The sequence below is a fragment of the Asanoa iriomotensis genome (assembly GCF_016862515.1).
Lineage (GTDB): Bacteria > Actinomycetota > Actinomycetes > Mycobacteriales > Micromonosporaceae > Asanoa > Asanoa iriomotensis.
Map to the genome: position 1 here is coordinate 23,390 of NZ_BONC01000024.1, position 17,993 is coordinate 41,382.

Below are 17,993 nucleotides of genomic sequence, written 5' to 3' on the forward strand. Positions count from 1 at the left end.
GAGGTCGCGCCATGCAGAGCAACCCGGGTGCCGCCGAGGCGCCGCACCGCCAGATAGCCGAGCAGATCAAGGCCCAGATCCGCCGCGGTGACTGGGCGGCCGGCGAGCGGTTGCCGTCCATACCGGCGCTGGCCGAGACGTTCGGTGTCGCGAAGCAGACACTCCAGCGCAGCATCGACCAGCTGCGGGTCGAGGGCGTGCTGATCACCAAACCTGGATCGGGTACGTACGTCCGCGGCACCAAACGCCGCCTCAACCGGCTGTCCCGGGGTCGCTACGGCGGCCACCGCGGCTACCACGCGGACCTGGCGGCGCGGTACCGGCAGCACCTCACGGAGGTCGGCCGGGCACCGGCACCACCGGAGGTCGCGGACGCGTTCGGGGTCGCCGACCACACCCCCCTGCTGGTCCGCCGGCACCTGGTGCGCACCGACGACGTGCCGGTCGAGATCGGTGCGGCCTGGTTCCGGGTCGAGGACGCGGCGGGCACGAGCCTGGAACGCTTCGAGGGCTTCGGCCGGCCGCTGTACCAGGAGGCCGAGGAGGCGCTCGGCCGCCGCTACGCGACCGCGACGGACGTGATCACCGCCCGCCAACCGGACCGCGACGAGGCCGAGATCCTCCAGATCCGCGGCGACACGCCGGTGCTGCATTTGCTGCACGTGGCCTACGACGACAAACACCGCGCGATCGAGGTCAGCCAGGCCACGTGGCCGGGCCCGATGACGACGCTCACGGAGAACTACAAGATCCCGGGCCCGGTCGAGGACGCACCGGACGACGAACCAGGGCTCGCCCTGGGTTAGCGGTCGGCGCCCAGACCGGAAGACGCGGTTGCGGCGGTTGCCGCAACCGCTGGCTGTTCTTGAGGCAGCGCCCACCCCAGCGTTGCGGCAACCGCCACCCGGGTTGCGGCAACCCCCAGCGTTGCGGCAACCACTACGAACCAGGGCTCGCGCCGGTTAGCGGCACGAGCTCGGACAGGACGACGCCGTTGCGGCAACCCCCAGCGTTGCGGCAACCACGACGAACCAGGGCTCCCCTCGGTTCGCGGCCCGCGCCCGGACGGGAAGAGGCCGTAGCGGCGCGTTGCCGCAACCGCTGGTCAGGGTTGGGGCAACCGCCAGCAGCGCGTCACCCCGACCGCCGCCCGATTCCGCCGGGCCGTCACCCGCCCATCGCCGCCACCCCGCCCGCGCGTTGCGCTGCCGCCACGAGCATTGCGGCAACCGCAGCCCGAGGCATCGTCGCAACCGCCGGCAGGATCGTTGCGGCAACCGCAGTCCGAGCGTCGCCGCAACCCCCGCCAAGAAGGTTGCGGCAACCGCCGGCGAGAGCGTTGCCGCAACCCCCGGGAAGACCGTTGCCGCAACCGCCGGCAAGAGCGTTGCCGCAACCGCCGGCAAGAGCATTGCCGCAACCCCCGCCAAGACCGTTGCCCTAACCCCCGCCAAGACCGTTGCCGCAATCGCCGGCAAGAGCGTTGCCGCGACCGGCGGGTCGGGCGTTGCGGTGTTCGTTAGGCCGCCCACGGTGGCTGGATGTGGTTGCCGCCGGCGGTGGCGGTGCTGCCCGCGGCGCTGGTGACGATTGCCGTAAGGCCGTCGGTCGCGTCGGCGGTGACCTGGCGTTCGAGGTCCGGGGCGAGCACCAGGCTGTCGCCCGCGCTGATTCGCACGTCGTCCGCGCCCAGGCGGACGGTCGCGCCGCCCGACAGCACCGTCCAGATCTGCTCCGTGTCGACCGTGTGGGTTGGGCCCGCGCCGCCCGGTGGCATCTCGACCCGCCAGAGCGGGCGGGTCGCGCCGCCCAGGGTCGGTGAGGCCAGCGTCGTCATCACTCCGGCGGGTGTCGTGAAGCGCCGCGTCTGGTCGTACCCGATGACAGTCATGGGTTTCGCCTCCTAAGATGGTCAACGTGGTTGTCCAAAACGTAAACCTGGTTGTCTAACCGTGTCAACCGACGGGTTTCTGCTGCCGCTCAGGCTGTTCGTCGGCTTCCGGCAGCTCATCGACGGCGTCCACGCCGAGCTCGCCCGCGAAGGGCACCCCGACGTGCGACCGCTGCACGGGTTCGTGTTCCAGGCGATCGGGCGCGACGGGACCACGGCCGTCGAGCTCGGGCGCCGGCTCGGCGTCTCGAAGCAGGCCGCCGGCAAGACCATCGACAACCTGGAGCGGCTCGGGTACGTCGAGCGGGCCACCGACCCCTACGACGCCCGCCGGAAGCTGGTGCGGCTCACCGACCGCGGCCGCGAGGTGCTGATCAGATCCGCGCAGATCTTCGACGAGCTGCGTGCCGAATGGGCGGCCCAGATCGGCGCGGACCGGCTCCGCCAACTGGAGGCCGACCTCGTCACCGTGACCGGCGCGGAGGCCTTCCGCCTCGACGTGCCCGGCTGGTTCGGGTGAAGCGTCAGGCGTCGCGCTCGGGATAGCCGACCGGGATGGCGGAGACGTCGTCCAGGGCCGTTTCGATCTCCGACGGCAGGGTCATCGCCTCGACCTTGAGGGCGCCGAGGAGCTGGCCGACCGTGCGGGCACCCAGGACCGGCGCCACGACGCCAGGGCGGTCGCGGACCCAGGCCAGCGCGACCTCGAGCGGCGACACACCGAGACCCCCGGCCGCGGTCGCCACGGCCTCGACGATCGCCGACGACTGGGAATCCAGATAAGTCGCGACAAATGGGCCGAAATGGGGTGACGCGGCGCGCGAGTCGGCCGGGCGGCCGTGGCGATATTTGCCCGTCAGGACGCCACGGCCCAGCGGCGACCAGGCCAGCACGCCCAGGCCCAACGCTTCGCAGGCCGGCAGCACCTCACGCTCGATGCCTCGCTCCAGCAGCGAATATTCGACCTGCGTCGCGACCACCGGCGTCCGCCCCGGCAGCGCCTGCTGCCAGGCCGCGGCCCGCGCCGTCTGCCAGCCTGAGAAGTTGGAGACCCCGGCATAGCGCACCCGCCCGCTGGTCACCGCATAGTCCAGCGCCGCCAGCGTCTCCTCCAGCGGCGTCGACTCGTCATAACCGTGGACCTGCCAGAGATCGACGTGGTCCGTGCCGAGCCGGCGCAGCGAGGCGTCCAGCGAGCTGAGCAGGTGCCCCCGCGAGCCGTCGCGGCGCCGGCCGCTGCCCGGGCGCAGGCCGCCCTTGGTCGCGATCAACAGGTCGTCGCGCGGGATCAAGGTGTCCAGCAGCGAGCCGATCACGGCTTCGGCCTCGCCGTCGCCGTAGACGTCGGCCGTGTCGACCAGGTTGCCACCCGCGTCGACGAAGCCCTTGAGCTGGGCCGCCGCGTCGTCGGTGTCGGTGTCGGCACCCCACGTCATGGTGCCGAGCGCGAGCCGGGAGACCGCGAGCCCGCTACGGCCGAGCGGTCGCTGCTGCATGGGTGCACCTTATGCCGCCGCGCCGCGCCCGGATAGCCGGCCAGTCGGTGCATGATGCACCTAGGGTCCGTGCTCAGACGGGGCACGGGGGTTTCGTACCCTATTCGCGCGTCGCCCCTCACGGCGGCATTGGGGAGGGGCACGGTGAAACTCGGACTCAACCTCGGCTACCAGACCGCCTGGAGCTCGCCGGCGACGGACCTGGCGATGGCGCAGGAGGCGGAGCGGCTCGGCTATTCGGTCGTCTGGGCGGCGGAGGCCTACGGCTCTGACTCGCCGTCCACGCTCGCCTGGCTCGCCGGGCAGACGGAGACGATCGACCTCGGCGCGGCCGTCATGCAGATCCCGGCCCGCACCCCGGCGGCCACCGCGATGACCGCGACCACGATCGACGCCCTCTCCGGCGGCCGCTTCCGGCTCGGGCTCGGTGTCTCCGGCCCGCAGGTCTCCGAGGGCTGGCACGGCGTGCGGTTCGGCAAGCCGCTGGCCCGCACCCGGGAGTACGTCGACATCGTCAAGCTCGCCGTCGGCCGCAAGCCCGTCGAGTACGCCGGCGAGCACTACACCCTGCCGCTGCCCGACGGCCCGGGCAAGACGCTGCGCCTCGGCTTCCACCCGCCGCGCGACCACATCCCGATCTACCTCGCGGCGGTCGGCCCGAAGAACCTCGAACTGGCCGGCGAGATCGCCGACGGCTGGCTGGCCGTCTTCTACTCCCCCGAGTTCGCGGCCGAACAGCACGCCTCCGTCAAGACCGGCCGCGACAAAGCGGGCCTGCCGACAGCGGGCTTCGACGTCGTGCCCAGCGTGCCGGTCGTCGTCGGCGACGACGTCGCGGCGGCCGCCGAACTGGTCCGCTGGTACGCCGCCCTCTACGTCGGCGGCATGGGCAGCCGCAAGCAGAACTTCTACAACGATCTCGCGATCCGGATGGGGTACGCGGACGCGGCCAAGACGGTGCAGGATCTCTATCTCGACAAGCGCCAGCGGGACGCAGCGGCCGCCGTACCCCTGGAGTTCATCGACCGCACCTCGCTGCTCGGGCCGAAAGAGCGGATCGCGGACCGGATGAAGGCGTACGCCGAATCGGGCGTGACCACCCTGTCGGTGAACCCGTTCGTGGCGGACGCGGAGTCGGGTGTGCGGACGTTGCGTACGGTGGCGCAGGCATTGGACAAGGCGGGGGTCGGAGAATAATGACGTGGACCGAGGCCATCGTGCTCGGCATCGTGCAAGGGCTCACCGAGTTCCTGCCGATCAGCTCGTCCGGGCACATGCGGATCACCTCGGCGGTGTTCTTCGGCGCGGACGCCGGGGCCTCGTTCACCGCGGTCACCCAGCTCGGCACCGAGGCGGCCGTGCTGCTCTACTTCGCCAAGGACATCTGGCGAATATCCAAGACGTGGGTCATCGGCATCTGGGACAAGTCGGCGCGCAAGGAGTTCGACTACAAGATGGCGTGGTACGTCATCATCGGCTCGATCCCGATCGGCGTCATCGGCTTCGCGTTCAAGGACCAGATCCGCACCGCCGCCCGTAACCTCTGGCTGGTCTCGATCGTCCTCATCGTCTTCTCGTTCGTGCTCGCGTTCGCCGAGTACTTCGGCCGCCAGGCCCGCAACCTCGAGCGCTTCAAGATGCCGGACGCCGTCACGATGGGCTTCGCGCAGGCGCTGGCGCTGATCCCGGGCGTCTCCCGCTCCGGCGGCACGGCCAGCGCCGGCCTGTTCCTCGGCCTGACCCGCGAGGCGGCACTGCGCTTCTCGTTCCTCTTAGCCATCCCGGCCGTCGTCATGTCGGGCGTGTTCAGCCTGCCGGACGTCTTCGACAAGAGCGGCGGCGGCCTGGTGCCCTCGGGCGCCCAGATGGTGGTGGCGACGATCATCGCCTTCGGCCTCGGGTACGCGTCGATCGCGTGGCTGCTGAAGTATGTGTCGGCGCACACGTTCTACCCCTTCGTCCTCTACCGCGTCGCGGTCGGCGGCATCGTCCTCGCACTGCTCATAAACGGCACGATTTCGGCCACGTAGGGTTGTCGGCGTGGCGACCCTTCTCCTCATGCGGCATGGCCGCACGACCGCCAACGCCGACGGTGGGCTGGCCGGGCGGCAGCCCGTCGAGCTCGACGAGACCGGGCGCGCCCAGGCCTCGGCGGTCGGCGCGCGGCTGCGCGGGCTGCCGCTGGCTGCGGTGGTCAGCAGCCCGCTGATCCGCTGCCGACAGACGCTGGAGCTGGCCCTCCCCGACTCGGTGCCGAGCATCGAGGACGGGCTGGTCGAGTGCGGCTACGGCGACTGGGAGGGCCAGCCGCTCAAGAAGCTGGCCAAGGATCCGCTGTGGCCGGTCGTCCAGGTGCACCCGTCGGCGGCGGTGTTCCCGGGCGGTGAGGCCATGGCCGCCATGGCCGCCCGGGCGGTCGGGGCGGTCCGGCGCTGGGACGCCGAGGTGACCGCCGCGCACGGGCCGGAGGCGCTCTGGCTGGCCTGCACCCACGGCGACATCATCAAGGCGATCGTGGCCGACGCGTTGGGGCTCCACCTCGACCAGTTCCAGCGGATCGTCGCGGATCCGGCGTCGGTGACAGTGATCCGTTACACACCCACCCGCCCGTTCCTGCTGCGCCTCAACGACACCGGTGGTGATCTGGCCGGGCTGGTGCCGCCCAAACGCCGCCGCCGGCCTCGCAAAAGCGCCGCGACCTCGTCGGACGCGGTCGTCGGCGGCGGGGCCGGGCCAAGCTGAAATTCGCTCTGCGCGAACGTCGCTGATCCGCTCCCCACATTCGAGGCAGTGCGCTACGCGGGCGTACGCGTGGGCGGATAGGGTCTTGTTATGACCCACCAGGTGCACGCGTTCGAGCCGCCGGAGCGGTTCGTTGCCGGAACCGTGGGCCCACCCGGCGAGCGCAGCTTCTTCCTGCAGGCGCGCGGCGGCGGCCGCGTGGTCAGCGTCGCGCTCGAGAAGGTGCAGGTCGCCCTCCTGGCCGAGAAGCTGGAGGAGCTGCTCACCGAGGCGGCCCGCCGGTTCGGCGTCGACCTCGAGCTGCCGCCCGAGGAGCCCGCGGCGGGCTCCGACAACGAGCCGCTGGAGAGCCCGGTCGACGAGGAGTTCCGGGTCGGCACGCTGGGCCTCGCGTTCGACGTCGACTCGGCCACCGTGGTGATCGAGGCGATCGCGGCCGGCGAGGGCGAGCTCGACGTCGAGGACGCCGAGGCCGAAGCCGTCGAGGACGACGACGATGACGATGACGACGAGCCCGACGACGACCTCGACCGCCTGCGGGTGCGGTTGACCCCGCAGGCCACCCGTGAGTTCATCAGCCGGGCCCGGCGCGTGGTCGCCGCGGGCCGGCCACCCTGCCCGCTCTGTGGCCAACCGCTCGACCCCCGCGGCCACCTCTGCCCGCGCCACAATGGCTATCACCGGTGACGGCGCCGCGCCGGTGGATTCCCCGTCCCGGCTTCCTGAGCACGACGCGCTGACGCTGCTGCGCTCGGGCGAGATGGAGCTCGAGGGCCGGCTGGTCGACGCGTCCAACACGACCCTGCGGGCGTTCGTGTCCCTCGACGGGGTCACCGCGCGCTGCGTCTACAAGCCCATCAGCGGTGAGCGGCCGCTGTGGGACTTCCCGGACGGCACGCTGGCCGGTCGCGAGGTCAGCGCCTATCTGGTGTCGGCCGCCACGGGCTGGGACCTGGTGCCGCCGACGCTGCTGCGTGCCGACGGGCCGCTAGGCCCGGGCATGTGCCAGCTCTGGATCGACGAGCCGGAGGGGGCACAGCCGCTGGTCGGCTTCGTGCCGGCCCGCCAGCTGCCGACCGGCTGGAAGCGGATCGCGTCGGCACAGGACGAGGACGGCAACCCCTATTCGCTGGCCCACGCCGACGACCCGCGCCTGGCCCGCCTGGCGGTCCTCGACGTGGTCATCAACAACGCCGACCGCAAGGGCGGCCATGTGCTGGCGGGCCCGGACGACCGCGTGTACGGCGTGGACCACGGCGTGACGTTCAACGTGGAGTCGAAGCTCCGCACGGTCCTCTGGGGCTGGACAGGCGCGGTGCTGCCGGACGAGGCGATCGACGTGCTGGGCCGGCTCTCCAGCGACCTCCGGTCGTCGTTGGGCGCCGCGCTGCGCGAGCACCTCACGGGCGCCGAGGTGGCCCGTTTCCGGGGCCGCGTGCGCCGCCTGCTGGAGAACGCCTGCTTCCCGGAGCCGGGCACCGACTGGCCGTCGGTGCCCTGGCCGCCGATGTAAGGAACGGTCCGTTCCTAACGCCTTCCGCATAGGAACGGACCGTTCCCATCGCTTTCCGCGTTTGGAACGGACCGTTCCTAACGCTTCGCTCAGAGGGCGGTGGGCTGGAGCGTGATGCCGAGCAGGGCGTCGACCGTGTGTGCCATCAGCCGCGGTGCGTCCGGGTCGTCGCCCTCGCCGGCCAGGGCGGCGTCCGCCCAGGCGTCGACCAGGGCCAGGGCGCCGGGGGTGTCGAGGTCGTCGGCGACGCGGGCGCGTACCCCCGCAAGGAGGTCGGCTCCCGACGGCCCGGCGGTGGCCGACGCGGCCGCGCGCCAGCGGGCCAGGCGGTTCTCCGCGGTCTTGAGGAGGTCGTCGGTCCAGGTGCGGTCGCCGCGGTAGTGGTCGGCGATCAGGGCCAGCCGCAGCGCCATCGGGTCGACGTGGTCCGCGCGGAGGCGGGAGACGAAGACCAGGTTGCCGCGGGACTTCGACATCTTCTCGCCGTCGAGACCGATCATGCCGGCGTGCACGTAGTGCGAGGCGAACGGCGCCTTGCCCGTGAGCCGCTCCGCGTGGGCGGCGGAGCACTCGTGGTGCGGGAAGATCAGGTCGTTGCCGCCGCCCTGCACGTCGATCGTGTCGCCGAGCAGGCCGAGGGCGATCACCGCGCACTCGATGTGCCAGCCGGGCCGGCCGGGGCCGAGCGGGCCGCCGGGCCAGGCGGGCTCGCCGTCGCGGGCGCCGCGCCAGAGCAGGGGGTCGAGCGGGTCGCGCTTGCCGGCACGCTCGGGGTCGCCGCCGCGCTCGGCCGCCAGCACGATCATCTCGTCGCGGCTGAGGTTCGACTCGTACCCGAAGTTGGGTGTCGTGGAGATGTCGAAGTAGACGTCGCCGGTGCCGTCGTCGAGCACGTACGCGGCGCCGTCGTTGAGCAGCTCGACGACCCGGTCGACGATGGCGGGGATCGACTCGACCGCGCCGACGTAATGCGCCGGCGGAATCATCCGCAGGGCTTCCATGTCCTCCCGGAACAGGGCGGTCTCGCGCATGGCGAGCACGACCCAGTCCTCGCCGTCACGCTCGGCCCGCTCCAGCAGCGGGTCGTCGATGTCGGTCACGTTCTGGACGTAGCGGACCGGGTAGCCGGCGTCGAGCCACGCCCGCTGCACCAGGTCGAAGGTGATCATCGTGGCGGCGTGGCCGAGGTGGGTGGCGTCGTAGGGGGTGATGCCGCAGACGTACATCGTCGCCCCGGTCTCCCGGTCCGGGCTGGTCGGGTGAGCGCTCTGCCGCGCCGAGTCGAACATCACGGGAGGCTGACCGGTGCCCGGCAGCCGCGGCACGTCGTGCCCGGTCCAAGACTGCATTCCGCCAGCCTAACCAGCGGCCCACGGAAGATCGCGGCGGCCATGGCAGCAAGATCAAAGAGAGCCGGTTCGTTGCTGGAGTGACCGGTGGGTCGGCCCGCGTCACACCGTTAGCTGGTTGGGGGAAGGGCTGGTGCCCGCGCACGCGGAGTGGGCAGGATAGGTGCTATGGACTACGAATACGCGCCCCTGCGGTTACCGCCGAATGTCGACCGGTCGACCGCAGAGGCGCAGCTCGCGATCCAGGCGGAGTTCTCCGGTTGGGAGTTGGCCCGGGTGCGCTTGTTCCGGGACGGCACGCGGCAGGTCATGCTGCGGCGCCGTCTGGTGAGCAAGCCGCAGCCGGGCCTCAGCTATTAGGGAACCCCGGCAAGATCGTCCGGACGGCGATGCGGCCGCCCGGCGATAGTCCGGCGCCCGGCGCGACCCCGCCCCGGGCAGGAGCGAGGTCGCCGCGTCGGTGGATCAGCCGCGGGGGTTGTCCTCGTCGTCGTCCTCGTCGCCCGACATCTCGCCGTCGAGGTCGCCGGGGAGGAACGGGTGTTCGTCCAGGCGGCCGACCAGGCGGTCGCTGCCGCCCGGCGTGAACGGGCCCGAGCTGTCGTGTTCCTCGAAGCTTTCCAGGTCGAGCGCCGAGGTCACCTCGCTGACCATGACCACGCCGTCCAGCGGGTCGAGCTCCGGGATGTCCAGCGCGCTCAGTGAGCCGTCGCCGGCCTGGAGGAGCTCCAGGACCGCCTCGCCGACCGTCTCGACCGGGCCGCCGGCCTCCTCCGGGCCCGTCTCGCTGCGGGCCTCCTCGGCGCGGCGGACCAGGGCCACCACGCTCGGCACCCGGTAGTCGCGGCGCTGGCGCACCGAGATCACGTGCGGGTGGGCGTCGCGGTCGCCGTCGCCCTCGACGACCGTGGCCGCGCCGAGCTGGCCCTCGATCTCATCGGGGTCGATCGACTCCACGTCCCACGGCGTGACCTCGCCGAAGGCGTCCAGGAGCAGTTCGTCGTAGTGGTACGACGCGTTGTTGAGCGTCACGTACGCCTGCCAGACGTCGTCGTCGTCGACCCGCCCTTCGGCGGCCTTCACCGCGGCCAGGTGGACCCGGGCGGCGGTGATGACCTCCTCCAGCGCGGCGTCCAGGGCAGAGTGGTCGTCGGTCATGGTGAAACCATCCCTCGGGGAGAAAAGATCAGCAGGTACGCAGGAAGCGGTCGAGCACCCGCGCGCCGAAGCGCAGGCCCTCCACCGGCACCCGCTCGTCGATGCCGTGGAACAGGCTGGCGAAGTTGAGGTCAGGCGGGAGCCGCAGCGGGGCGAAGCCGAAGCAGCGGATGCCGAGTCGCTGCCAGGCCTTCGCGTCGGTGCCACCGGACAGCATGTAGGGCACGGCCCGCGCGCCCGGGTCCTCGGCCAGCAGGGCCGCCGACATCGCGTCGACCAGCGGGCCGTCGAACGTCGTCTCGACCGCCGGCTGGCGCTGGATGTGCGCGATGTCGATGTCGGGCCCGAGCAGGGCGCGGAGCTCGCCCAGGAACGTCTCGGCCTGGCCCGGCAGGGTGCGGCAGTCGATCGTGGCGGAGGCCCGGCTCGGGATCACGTTTTCCTTGTAGCCGGCCTCGAATCGGGTCGGGTTGGCCGTGTTGCGCACGGTCGCGCCCACGAAGCCGGCGATCGGGCCCAGCTTGGCGATCGTCACCTCGGGGTCGTCGGGGTCGAACTCGATGCCGAGCAGCGCCGACACCTCGGCCAGGAACGCCTTGGCGGTGTCGGTCAGCACGATCGGGAAACGGTGCCGGCCGACCCGGGCGACGGCCTCGGCCAGCGCCGTGACCGCGTTGTCGTCGTGGATCATCGAGCCGTGGCCGGGCCGGCCGTGCGCCGTCACCCGCAGCCACTGGATGCCCTTCTCGGCGGTCTCGACGAGGTAGAGCCGCAGGTCCTCGGAGACCGTGAAGGAGAAGCCGCCGACCTCGCCGATCGCCTCGGTGCAGCCCTCGAGCAGGTCGGCGTGGTTGTCGACGAGGAAGTGGGCGCCGTAGTCGCCGCCGGCCTCCTCGTCGGCGGTGAACGCGAGGACCAGGTCGCGCGGCGGGCGCACGCCGGTGCGCTGCCAGTCGCGGATCACCGCGAGCACCATGGCGTCGAAGTCCTTCATGTCGACGGCGCCGCGGCCCCAGAGGTAGCCGTCGCGGATCTCGCCGCCGAACGGGTCGACGGACCACTCCCCCGGGTCGGCCGGCACCACGTCGAGGTGGCCGTGGACGAGCAGCGCGTCGCGGGACGGGTCGGTGCCGGGGATGCGGGCGATCAGGCTGGCCCGGCCGGGCGCGGACTCGCGCAGCTCGGCCTCGACACCCACCTCGGCCAGCTTCGCCGCGACGTATTCCGCCGCCACCCGCTCGCCGGCCGAGGTGGCGTTGTCGCCGGTGTTGGTGGTGTCGATCCGGATCAGGTCACGGCACAGGTCGACGACCTCGTCGGCGGCGGAGAGCGCGGGGCTGGTCATGCGGTCCTTCATACCAGCAGACCCCGCCCACCGGCCGACCGGGCACGCGCGCCTGTGGACATCGCTAGTGCCCCTCGGCGCGGGCCGCGTACAGCGACCGCTCGGCGTCGTTGCGCGTCAGCGACGCGGCGAGCGCGAACGCGGCGCGGGCATCGGCAGCGCGGCCCAGGCGGGCCAGGAGGTCGCCACGGACCGCCGGCAACTGTGGATAGTCCCGCAGCGACTTCTCCCCCGCCACCGCGTCGACCAGGGCCAGACCGCGAGCCGGATCACCGGCCATCCCGTACGCGACGGCCTGGTTGACCCGCAGCACCGGCGACGGTCGCAGATGGAACAGCACCTCGTAGAGGGCGGCGACCCGCTCCCAGTCGGTGTCGGCGTGGGAGCGCGCCCGGGCGTGGCACGCGGCGATCTCCGCCTGGACCGTGTACGCACCGCCACCCAGCGAGGCCGCCAGCGACAGCGCGGCCAGACCGCGCCGGATCAGCAGCCGGTCCCAGCGCCGCCGGTCCTGGTCGGGCAGCAGCACCGGCGACCCGGACGCGTCCTGCCGGGCCGGCAGCCGCGACGCCTGCAGCTCCATCAGCGCCGCCAGCCCGTGCACCTCGGCCTCCCTCGGCAGCAGCCCCTGCAGGAGCCGCCCCAGCCGCAATGCCTCGGAGGCCAGCTCGGGCCGCGCCCAGGATGACCCGCCCGTCGCCGCGTAACCCTCGTTGAAGATCAAATAGACCGTGGCCAGCACCGACGCGACCCTGGGGCCGAGGGAAGCGGCGGGCGGCAGCCCGAACTCCACGCCGCCGACGGCCTTCTTGGCCCGCGTGATGCGGGCCGCCATGGTCGGCTCCGGCACCAGGAACGCCCGGGCGATCTCGGCGGTGGTCAGCCCGCCCAGCAGCCGCAGGGTCAGCGCCACCCGCGACTCGGCCGGCAGCGACGGGTGGCAGACCGTGAAGATCAGCCGGAGCAGGTCGTCGCCGATCCGCCCTTCGTCGAGCACCGCGTCGTACCCGCCGTCATCCGTCTCGACGACGTCCGTCGCGACCAGCCGCAGCTTCGCCGCGTAGTTCTGCCGCCGGCGGATCTGGTCGATCGCCCGGTGCCGCGCGGTGGCGAGCAACCACGGACCGGGATCATCGGGTACGCCGTCGCGCGGCCACTGCTCCAGCGCCACCACCAGGGCGTCCTGGGCGATCTCCTCCGCGAGCGACACGTCGCCGGTCAGCCGGGCGACCACCGCGACGATCCGGGCGGCCTCGATCCGCCACACCGCCTCGACCGTGCGGCGCACCGTGGCAGGATCGGCGGCCCCCATCGCCCCCGATCCTGCCACGCATGCTGATCAAGAAGCGAAGTCCTCCGGACCCATCACCTTGATCACCGACGACTCGCCTTCCCAGCCCGGCCAGAGGTCGCGGTGGGCGCGCATGAAGCGGGACGTCCACTCCACGGCCTCGGCCTTGTCGCGCACGTCGTACACGGCGTAGCTGATCACCTCCTTGGCCTCGGCGAACGGCCCGTCGGTGACGGTCAGCTCCCCGCCGGCCACCCCGACCCGGGCGCCGAACGCGCTCGGCGAGAGGCCGGCCTGGTCGACCAGGACGCCCGCGTTGGTGGCGTCCTCGCCGAGCTTCATGATCGCCTCCATCAGCTCCGGCGGCGGCGGGGAGTCGGGACGGCTGGCGGTGAGTAGCGCGATGTAACGCATGATCGGATTCCCTTCAGACGGCGCGGTAGAGACGGACGGAGAGAACGGAGACCCACGCCGACACCAGCAGCACGCCGGCGGTGAAGGTCAGCAGGCCCCAGGCGGCGCCGCCGCTCGCGTTCATCGCCACGAACGAGGCGACGAAGAAGACGGCGACGGCCCGCGAGAACAGCGGGAACCCGGACGGCCGGGCCAACAGGAAGCAGGCGACGGTCAGCCCGACGAAGCCGACACCAGCGGCGCCGAGGTGGACAAGGCCGTGCCAGCTGACCGTGTCGGCGGCCCCGGCCGGGAAACCCCTGCCCGGGTCGGCGCGGAACAGCCCGGCCACGACCATCCCCACACCGTAGATACCCAGCGGCACGGCGCCGCGGCCGACGGCCCGCCGCACCCCGACGGCCGCCGCGACGACCATCAGGCCGGAGACGATCAGGTTCGTCGTCTGGATCCACCCGAGCGAGCCGTTCTGCAGCATGCTCCAGGCGTGCCGGGTCGGATCGAAACCCTCCCGGGTGTACGCCTGAGCCAGCGAGACGGCGACGTACAGCGGCCCGGCGATGACGCCGTACCCGAGCAGGCTCTTGGTCACGCGATCGGCGAGCGCGGGCGTCGCGCAGGCGGTCGTGGCGGTCATGTCGATCTCCTTCATGGTCCCGTTCTGGTCTGTCACCCGTAGCTCGAACGGGGCCCGCCGGATTCGACACATGGCCCGAGTTTTTCTGTAATACAGATATCAAGGTCTTCCGATGGATCGCCCCAGAGTCATACGGTCACGCTATGAACCTGGAGCTGCGGCACCTCAGGGTGGTCACCGCGATCGCGGAGACCGGCAGCGTGACCAAGGCCGCCTCCATGCTCGGTCTCGCCCAACCGGCCCTGACGGCCCAGCTCCAGCGGATCGAGCGGGCGCTCGGCGGCCCGCTGTTCGAACGCGACCGGCGCGGCGCCCGGCCCACCGCGCTCGGCGAGCTCGTCCTCGACCGGGCCCGGGTGCTGCTGCCGGCGATGAAGGGCCTGCAGGACGAGGCCGCCCGGCTGGCCGGCGGCGACGCGGCGCTGAGCCGCTACCGGCTCGGCGGTGTCAACAGCCCGCTGCTCGGCCGGCTGGTCCTGCGGCTCACCGCCGACCAGCCCGCCGCGCAGATCAGCACCTACGCGAGCTGGTCCGTCGACGAGCTCGCCCGGATGGTGCTGGCCGGCCGGCTCGACTACTCGCTGTGCGGCGTGTGCGGCGACGCCGTGCCCAGCGCCGAGCTGGGGCTGGCCTGGCGGGTGCTGGCGATCGACCCGGTCTGGGTGCTGCTGCCCGAAGGCCACCCGCAGGCCGCCCACGCCGAGGTCGACCTGGCCGACCTCGCGACCGAGCGCTGGGTGGCCGCACCCGGCGACGGCTGCTTCGCCGACTGCTTCGCGGCCGCCTGCGCCCGCTCGGGCTTCACACCGCGCAAGGTCTACGAGACCGACCTCAAGGGCAGCATCGACCTGGTCGAGGCCGGCGAGGCGATCGCGCTCTGCCAGGCCACCTTCCGACCGGTGCCGGGCCTGGTCGCGCGGCCGATCAAGGGTGCGCCGCTGCGCTGGCGGCTGCTGCTCGGCTGGCACGCGGAGGCGCAGGCCGCGGCGTTCGCCGACCTGATGGTCAAGCACGCGGCGGGGGCCTACACCGACATCCTCGACCGCAACCCGGGCTACCGCTCGTGGCTGTCCACCCACCCGGCCTTCGGCGCCCAGGTCACCACGGAGTTCGAGCCGGTCGTATGAGCCAGGTGGTATATACCACCTTCGATCGTTCACGTTTACGTTGACGGTGCTTTCCTTCTCCACACCCCCGAGGAGCGCACCGTGAACCGATTCCTCGCCGGCCTCGCCGCAGCAACCCTGCTGCCAGCCGGCATCACAGTCGCCGTGGCGGCACCCGCCATGGCGAAACCCGCGCCGGCACCCGCACCCGCGCCCGCCGAGGCCGCCTCACCCGAGATGCTCGCCGCGATGCAGCGTGACCTCGGCCTGACCGCCGACCAGGCCAGGGTCCGGATCGCCAAGGACGACGCCGCCTCCCGCACCGAACTGCGCCTGCGCAAGACGCTGGGCGGCTCGTTCGGCGGCGCGTACCTGACCCGCGACGGCTCGTTCGTCGTCAACGTGACGTCGGCCGCGAAGGCCGCCGAGGTGACCGCGGCCGGCGCGACCGCCAAGGTCGTCAGCCGCAGCGAGAAGGCCCTCGACGCGATCAAGGCCAAGTTGGACAAGGCCGCCGCACAGGCGCCGGCCGCCAGCATCCCCGGCTGGTACGTCGACGTCACCACCAACCGCGTCGTCGTGCTGGCCAAGGGCGGCACGGCCGCCGCGCAGCGGTTCGTCCGCGCCAGCGGCGCCGACGCCTCGGCCGTGTCGGTGGTCGCCAGCAACGAGACCCCGCGCACGCTGTACGACGTCCGCGGCGGCGACGCCTACTACATGGGCGGCGGCCGCTGCTCCGTCGGCCTGTCGGTCAACGGCGGCTTCGTCACCGCCGGCCACTGCGGCACCCCCGGCACCTCGACGCAGGGCTACAACCAGGTCAGCCAGGGCACGTTCCAGGGCTCGTCCTTCCCGGGCAACGACTACGCCTGGGTGTCGGTCAACAGCAACTGGACACCGCAGCCGTGGGTCAACAACTACAGCGGCGGCAACGTGACCGTCGCCGGCTCCACCGAGGCCGCGGTCGGCGCGTCGATCTGCCGCTCGGGCTCCACCACCGGCTGGCACTGCGGCACGATCTCCGCGAAGAACCAGACCGTCAACTACTCGCAGGGCTCGGTCGGCGGCCTGACCCGCACCAACGTCTGCGCGGAGCCCGGCGACTCGGGCGGCGGCTGGATGAGCGGCCAGCAGGGCCAGGGCGTGACCTCCGGTGGTTCCGGCAACTGCAGCAGCGGCGGCACGACCTACTACCAGCCCGTCAACGAGATCCTTTCGGTGTACGGCCTGACGCTGCGCACCTCCGGCGGCACCGAGCCGCCGCCGACCGGGTGCTCGGGCAAGGAGTTCACCGTGAGTGGCTCGCTGTCCTCGGGCGGCAGTGTCTACCAGCCGAACGGCAGTTACTACTACTCGTCGCTGTCGGGCAACCACAGCGCCTGCCTCGACGGCCCGAACGGCACGGACTTCGACCTGTACCTGCAGAAGTACAGTGGCTCGACCTGGGTCAACGTCGCGCAGGGCATCACGGCGAACCCGGACGAGACGATCTCCTACAACGGCACCGCCGGCTACTACCGCTACCGCGTCCACGCGTACAGCGGCTCCGGCAGCTACACGCTGGGTTACTCGAACCCGTAACCCGTCATCGGTGAACGCCCCGCCCCGGGCCTGGCGGGGCGTTCACTGTGTCGTCTCGGCTCGCACCCGCGTCAGCGCGTCGACGAACCGGTCCGGCTGTTCGAACAGCGCGCGGTGGCCTGCGTCGTCGAGGACGAAGAGGCGTTTCGTCGGTGCGCCGAGTTGGGCGTACCACTGTGCGAAGGGCTCGGCCAGGCCGCGCATCTCCTGGGCGCCCTGCACGAAGTAGGCCGGGACGGCCAGCCGCGGGACGTCGGTGCGGAGGTCGACACGCTGCATGTCCGGGTACTGGGCCTGCCAGGTGTCCATCATGGCGTTGAGCGTGTGCAGCTTGTCGAGGAGCGTGTACTCCGCGACGTCGAGGTCGTCGACCGAGCCCGCCCCGTCCTGCCCGTACACGGCGGCGGTGTTGGTCACGATCGGCTCGTAGGAATAGAAGTCCTGGTACGGCGGCGGGCCGAGGTCGACGAGTCGGCGCTCCAGCTTGTTGTTTCCGGTCGCGCGGGCCCAGGACAGGATGTCGTCGTAGAAGATGCCGTCCGTCTCGGGGAGGTCGACCGCCTGGCCCGTGCCGACGTAGGCCGCGTAGAGCTCCGGGTGGCGGGCCGCGGCGAGGGCGCCGAGCAGCGAGCCGCCCGAGTGGGCCAGCAGGTAGATGCGGTCCTGGCCGAACCGCTCGCGCAGGTAGTTGGTGGCCGCGACGGTGTCCGCCACCCCGGTGTCGAGGCTGACGGGCGGGCTCCCGTCGAGGGCCGGATAGGAGGCGCCGCCGCCGCGGCGGTCCATCGTCGCCACGACGAAGTGGTCCTCCAGGGCACTCAGGTGGCGGCGCATCGCGCCCATCTCCATTCCGCCGGGTGCGCCAGGCACGAAGAGCAGCACCGGTGCTGACGGGTTCCGGCCGCGGATCAGCACGCCCAGGCGGTAGCCGCCGGCGTCGACGGTCACCAGATCGGCGACGCCGCCGGGGATCGGGGCGGTGCGGGCCGGGATCGCCGCGGCGACGGCGACCAGGACGACGGCGGCCGCCCCGGACGCGACGCCGGCTCGCCGGACAAGGCTCCCGCGTTGGTCGCGGGTCATGCCCGCGCCGCACGCCGCCGCGACGATCATCGGCAGCACCGACAGCAGTCCGTGCAGGCCACGCCCGGTGATGAGCGCGACCAAGCCGAACATGGACAGGTGCGGGCCGTCGACCGACGGGCCGTCGGCCGTCGCTCTGGCGAGCTCGACTGCCGCGACGAACGCGGCCGGCGCGAACAGCATCGCCCAGCGCGACCGGCTCAACCAACCCGCCGCGAGGCCGACCGCGACGCTCAGCGCGATCGACCACAGTGCCTCGCCGGGGGTCAACGGACCGCGCGGGGTCCAGAAGCCGGCGCCGATCCCCCATCCCACCGGCGCCAGCACCGCCATCACTCTTCGCATGGCGCCGAGCGTGCGGTCCGCCGCTCGGCCCGCACATCCGGCATC

19 protein-coding genes are annotated in these 17,993 nt (G+C 72.1%); 10 read left to right on the plus strand and 9 right to left on the minus strand.

What is annotated here, in order from left to right; all coding sequences use genetic code 11:
• The first annotated feature begins 11 nt into the window (after positions 1-11).
• Positions 12-806 (plus strand): GntR family transcriptional regulator, encoded by a 795-nt coding sequence (locus Air01nite_RS18145; protein WP_203703758.1) that lies wholly within the window; start codon positions 12-14, stop codon positions 804-806.
• Between the two features lie 713 nt (positions 807-1,519).
• On the opposite strand, the gene Air01nite_RS18150 is transcribed toward Air01nite_RS18145, so the two are convergent.
• Positions 1,520-1,891 (minus strand): cupin domain-containing protein, encoded by a 372-nt coding sequence (locus tag Air01nite_RS18150; RefSeq protein ID WP_203703760.1) that lies wholly within the window; start codon positions 1,889-1,891, stop codon positions 1,520-1,522.
• 61 nt (positions 1,892-1,952) lie between these two features.
• Between Air01nite_RS18150 and Air01nite_RS18155 the strand changes: the two genes are divergently transcribed.
• Positions 1,953-2,411 carry a MarR family winged helix-turn-helix transcriptional regulator gene (locus Air01nite_RS18155; RefSeq protein WP_203703761.1) on the plus strand — a complete coding sequence of 153 codons (459 nt, stop codon included), beginning with the start codon at positions 1,953-1,955 and terminating at the stop codon, positions 2,409-2,411.
• Positions 2,412-2,415: 4 nt separating this feature from the next.
• On the opposite strand, the gene Air01nite_RS18160 is transcribed toward Air01nite_RS18155, so the two are convergent.
• Positions 2,416-3,387 carry an aldo/keto reductase gene (locus Air01nite_RS18160; RefSeq protein WP_203703763.1) on the minus strand — a complete coding sequence of 324 codons (972 nt, stop codon included), beginning with the start codon at positions 3,385-3,387 and terminating at the stop codon, positions 2,416-2,418.
• Positions 3,388-3,531: 144 nt separating this feature from the next.
• On the opposite strand from Air01nite_RS18160, the gene Air01nite_RS18165 reads away from it, so the two are divergent.
• From Air01nite_RS18165 to Air01nite_RS18185, 5 genes are all read left to right on the plus strand, one after another.
• Positions 3,532-4,584, plus strand: a complete 1,053-nt coding sequence (locus tag Air01nite_RS18165; protein WP_203703765.1) for an LLM class F420-dependent oxidoreductase — start codon at positions 3,532-3,534, stop codon at positions 4,582-4,584.
• The gene (locus Air01nite_RS18170; protein WP_203703766.1) at positions 4,584-5,417 is read left to right on the plus strand and encodes an undecaprenyl-diphosphate phosphatase; all 834 of its coding nucleotides are present in this window, start codon (positions 4,584-4,586) and stop codon (positions 5,415-5,417) included. Before Air01nite_RS18165 ends, Air01nite_RS18170 begins: the two co-directional genes overlap by 1 nt.
• A gap of 28 nt (positions 5,418-5,445) precedes the next feature.
• Entirely contained in the window at positions 5,446-6,129 is a 684-nt protein-coding gene (locus Air01nite_RS18175) for an MSMEG_4193 family putative phosphomutase (protein WP_203703880.1), read from the plus strand.
• A gap of 90 nt (positions 6,130-6,219) precedes the next feature.
• Positions 6,220-6,816: a DUF3090 domain-containing protein gene (locus Air01nite_RS18180; protein ID WP_203703767.1), complete on the plus strand. Its 597-nt coding sequence runs from the start codon at positions 6,220-6,222 to the stop codon at positions 6,814-6,816.
• Positions 6,800-7,642 (plus strand): SCO1664 family protein, encoded by an 843-nt coding sequence (locus Air01nite_RS18185; protein ID WP_203703768.1) that lies wholly within the window; start codon positions 6,800-6,802, stop codon positions 7,640-7,642. Before Air01nite_RS18180 ends, Air01nite_RS18185 begins: the two co-directional genes overlap by 17 nt.
• An 89-nt stretch (positions 7,643-7,731) precedes the next feature.
• Here the strand turns inward: Air01nite_RS18185 and mshC are convergent, their stop codons facing one another.
• Positions 7,732-8,991 (minus strand): cysteine--1-D-myo-inosityl 2-amino-2-deoxy-alpha-D-glucopyranoside ligase, encoded by a 1,260-nt coding sequence (mshC, locus tag Air01nite_RS18190; RefSeq protein ID WP_203703769.1) that lies wholly within the window; start codon positions 8,989-8,991, stop codon positions 7,732-7,734.
• Positions 8,992-9,159: 168 nt separating this feature from the next.
• Here mshC and Air01nite_RS18195 point away from each other — a divergent pair, with 168 nt between their 5' ends.
• Positions 9,160-9,351 (plus strand): DUF5703 family protein, encoded by a 192-nt coding sequence (locus tag Air01nite_RS18195; RefSeq protein ID WP_203703770.1) that lies wholly within the window; start codon positions 9,160-9,162, stop codon positions 9,349-9,351.
• A 105-nt stretch (positions 9,352-9,456) separates the two neighbouring features.
• Here Air01nite_RS18195 and Air01nite_RS18200 read toward each other — a convergent pair whose 3' ends face one another.
• The 5 genes from Air01nite_RS18200 to Air01nite_RS18220 all read right to left on the minus strand — a co-directional run bounded on the left by Air01nite_RS18200 (position 9,457) and on the right by Air01nite_RS18220 (position 13,833).
• Positions 9,457-10,149 (minus strand): hypothetical protein, encoded by a 693-nt coding sequence (locus Air01nite_RS18200; RefSeq protein ID WP_203703771.1) that lies wholly within the window; start codon positions 10,147-10,149, stop codon positions 9,457-9,459.
• A gap of 28 nt (positions 10,150-10,177) precedes the next feature.
• The gene (locus Air01nite_RS18205; protein ID WP_203703773.1) at positions 10,178-11,494 is read right to left on the minus strand and encodes a M20/M25/M40 family metallo-hydrolase; all 1,317 of its coding nucleotides are present in this window, start codon (positions 11,492-11,494) and stop codon (positions 10,178-10,180) included.
• 64 nt (positions 11,495-11,558) lie between these two features.
• Positions 11,559-12,782 (minus strand): RNA polymerase sigma factor, encoded by a 1,224-nt coding sequence (locus Air01nite_RS18210; RefSeq protein WP_308439973.1) that lies wholly within the window; start codon positions 12,780-12,782, stop codon positions 11,559-11,561.
• Between the two features lie 51 nt (positions 12,783-12,833).
• Positions 12,834-13,199 (minus strand): YciI family protein, encoded by a 366-nt coding sequence (locus tag Air01nite_RS18215; RefSeq protein WP_203703777.1) that lies wholly within the window; start codon positions 13,197-13,199, stop codon positions 12,834-12,836.
• A gap of 13 nt (positions 13,200-13,212) precedes the next feature.
• Positions 13,213-13,833 carry a DUF998 domain-containing protein gene (locus tag Air01nite_RS18220; RefSeq protein ID WP_203703778.1) on the minus strand — a complete coding sequence of 207 codons (621 nt, stop codon included), beginning with the start codon at positions 13,831-13,833 and terminating at the stop codon, positions 13,213-13,215.
• A gap of 143 nt (positions 13,834-13,976) precedes the next feature.
• Here Air01nite_RS18220 and Air01nite_RS18225 point away from each other — a divergent pair, with 143 nt between their 5' ends.
• Positions 13,977-14,960, plus strand: coding sequence for a LysR family transcriptional regulator (locus Air01nite_RS18225; RefSeq protein ID WP_203703779.1), 984 nt, complete (start codon positions 13,977-13,979; stop codon positions 14,958-14,960).
• Positions 14,961-15,041: 81 nt separating this feature from the next.
• Positions 15,042-16,520 carry a S1 family peptidase gene (locus Air01nite_RS18230; RefSeq protein WP_239090780.1) on the plus strand — a complete coding sequence of 493 codons (1,479 nt, stop codon included), beginning with the start codon at positions 15,042-15,044 and terminating at the stop codon, positions 16,518-16,520.
• Between the two features lie 42 nt (positions 16,521-16,562).
• On the opposite strand, the gene Air01nite_RS18235 is transcribed toward Air01nite_RS18230, so the two are convergent.
• Positions 16,563-17,948: an alpha/beta fold hydrolase gene (locus Air01nite_RS18235; RefSeq protein WP_203703780.1), complete on the minus strand. Its 1,386-nt coding sequence runs from the start codon at positions 17,946-17,948 to the stop codon at positions 16,563-16,565.
• Between the last annotated feature and the right edge of the window lie 45 nt (positions 17,949-17,993).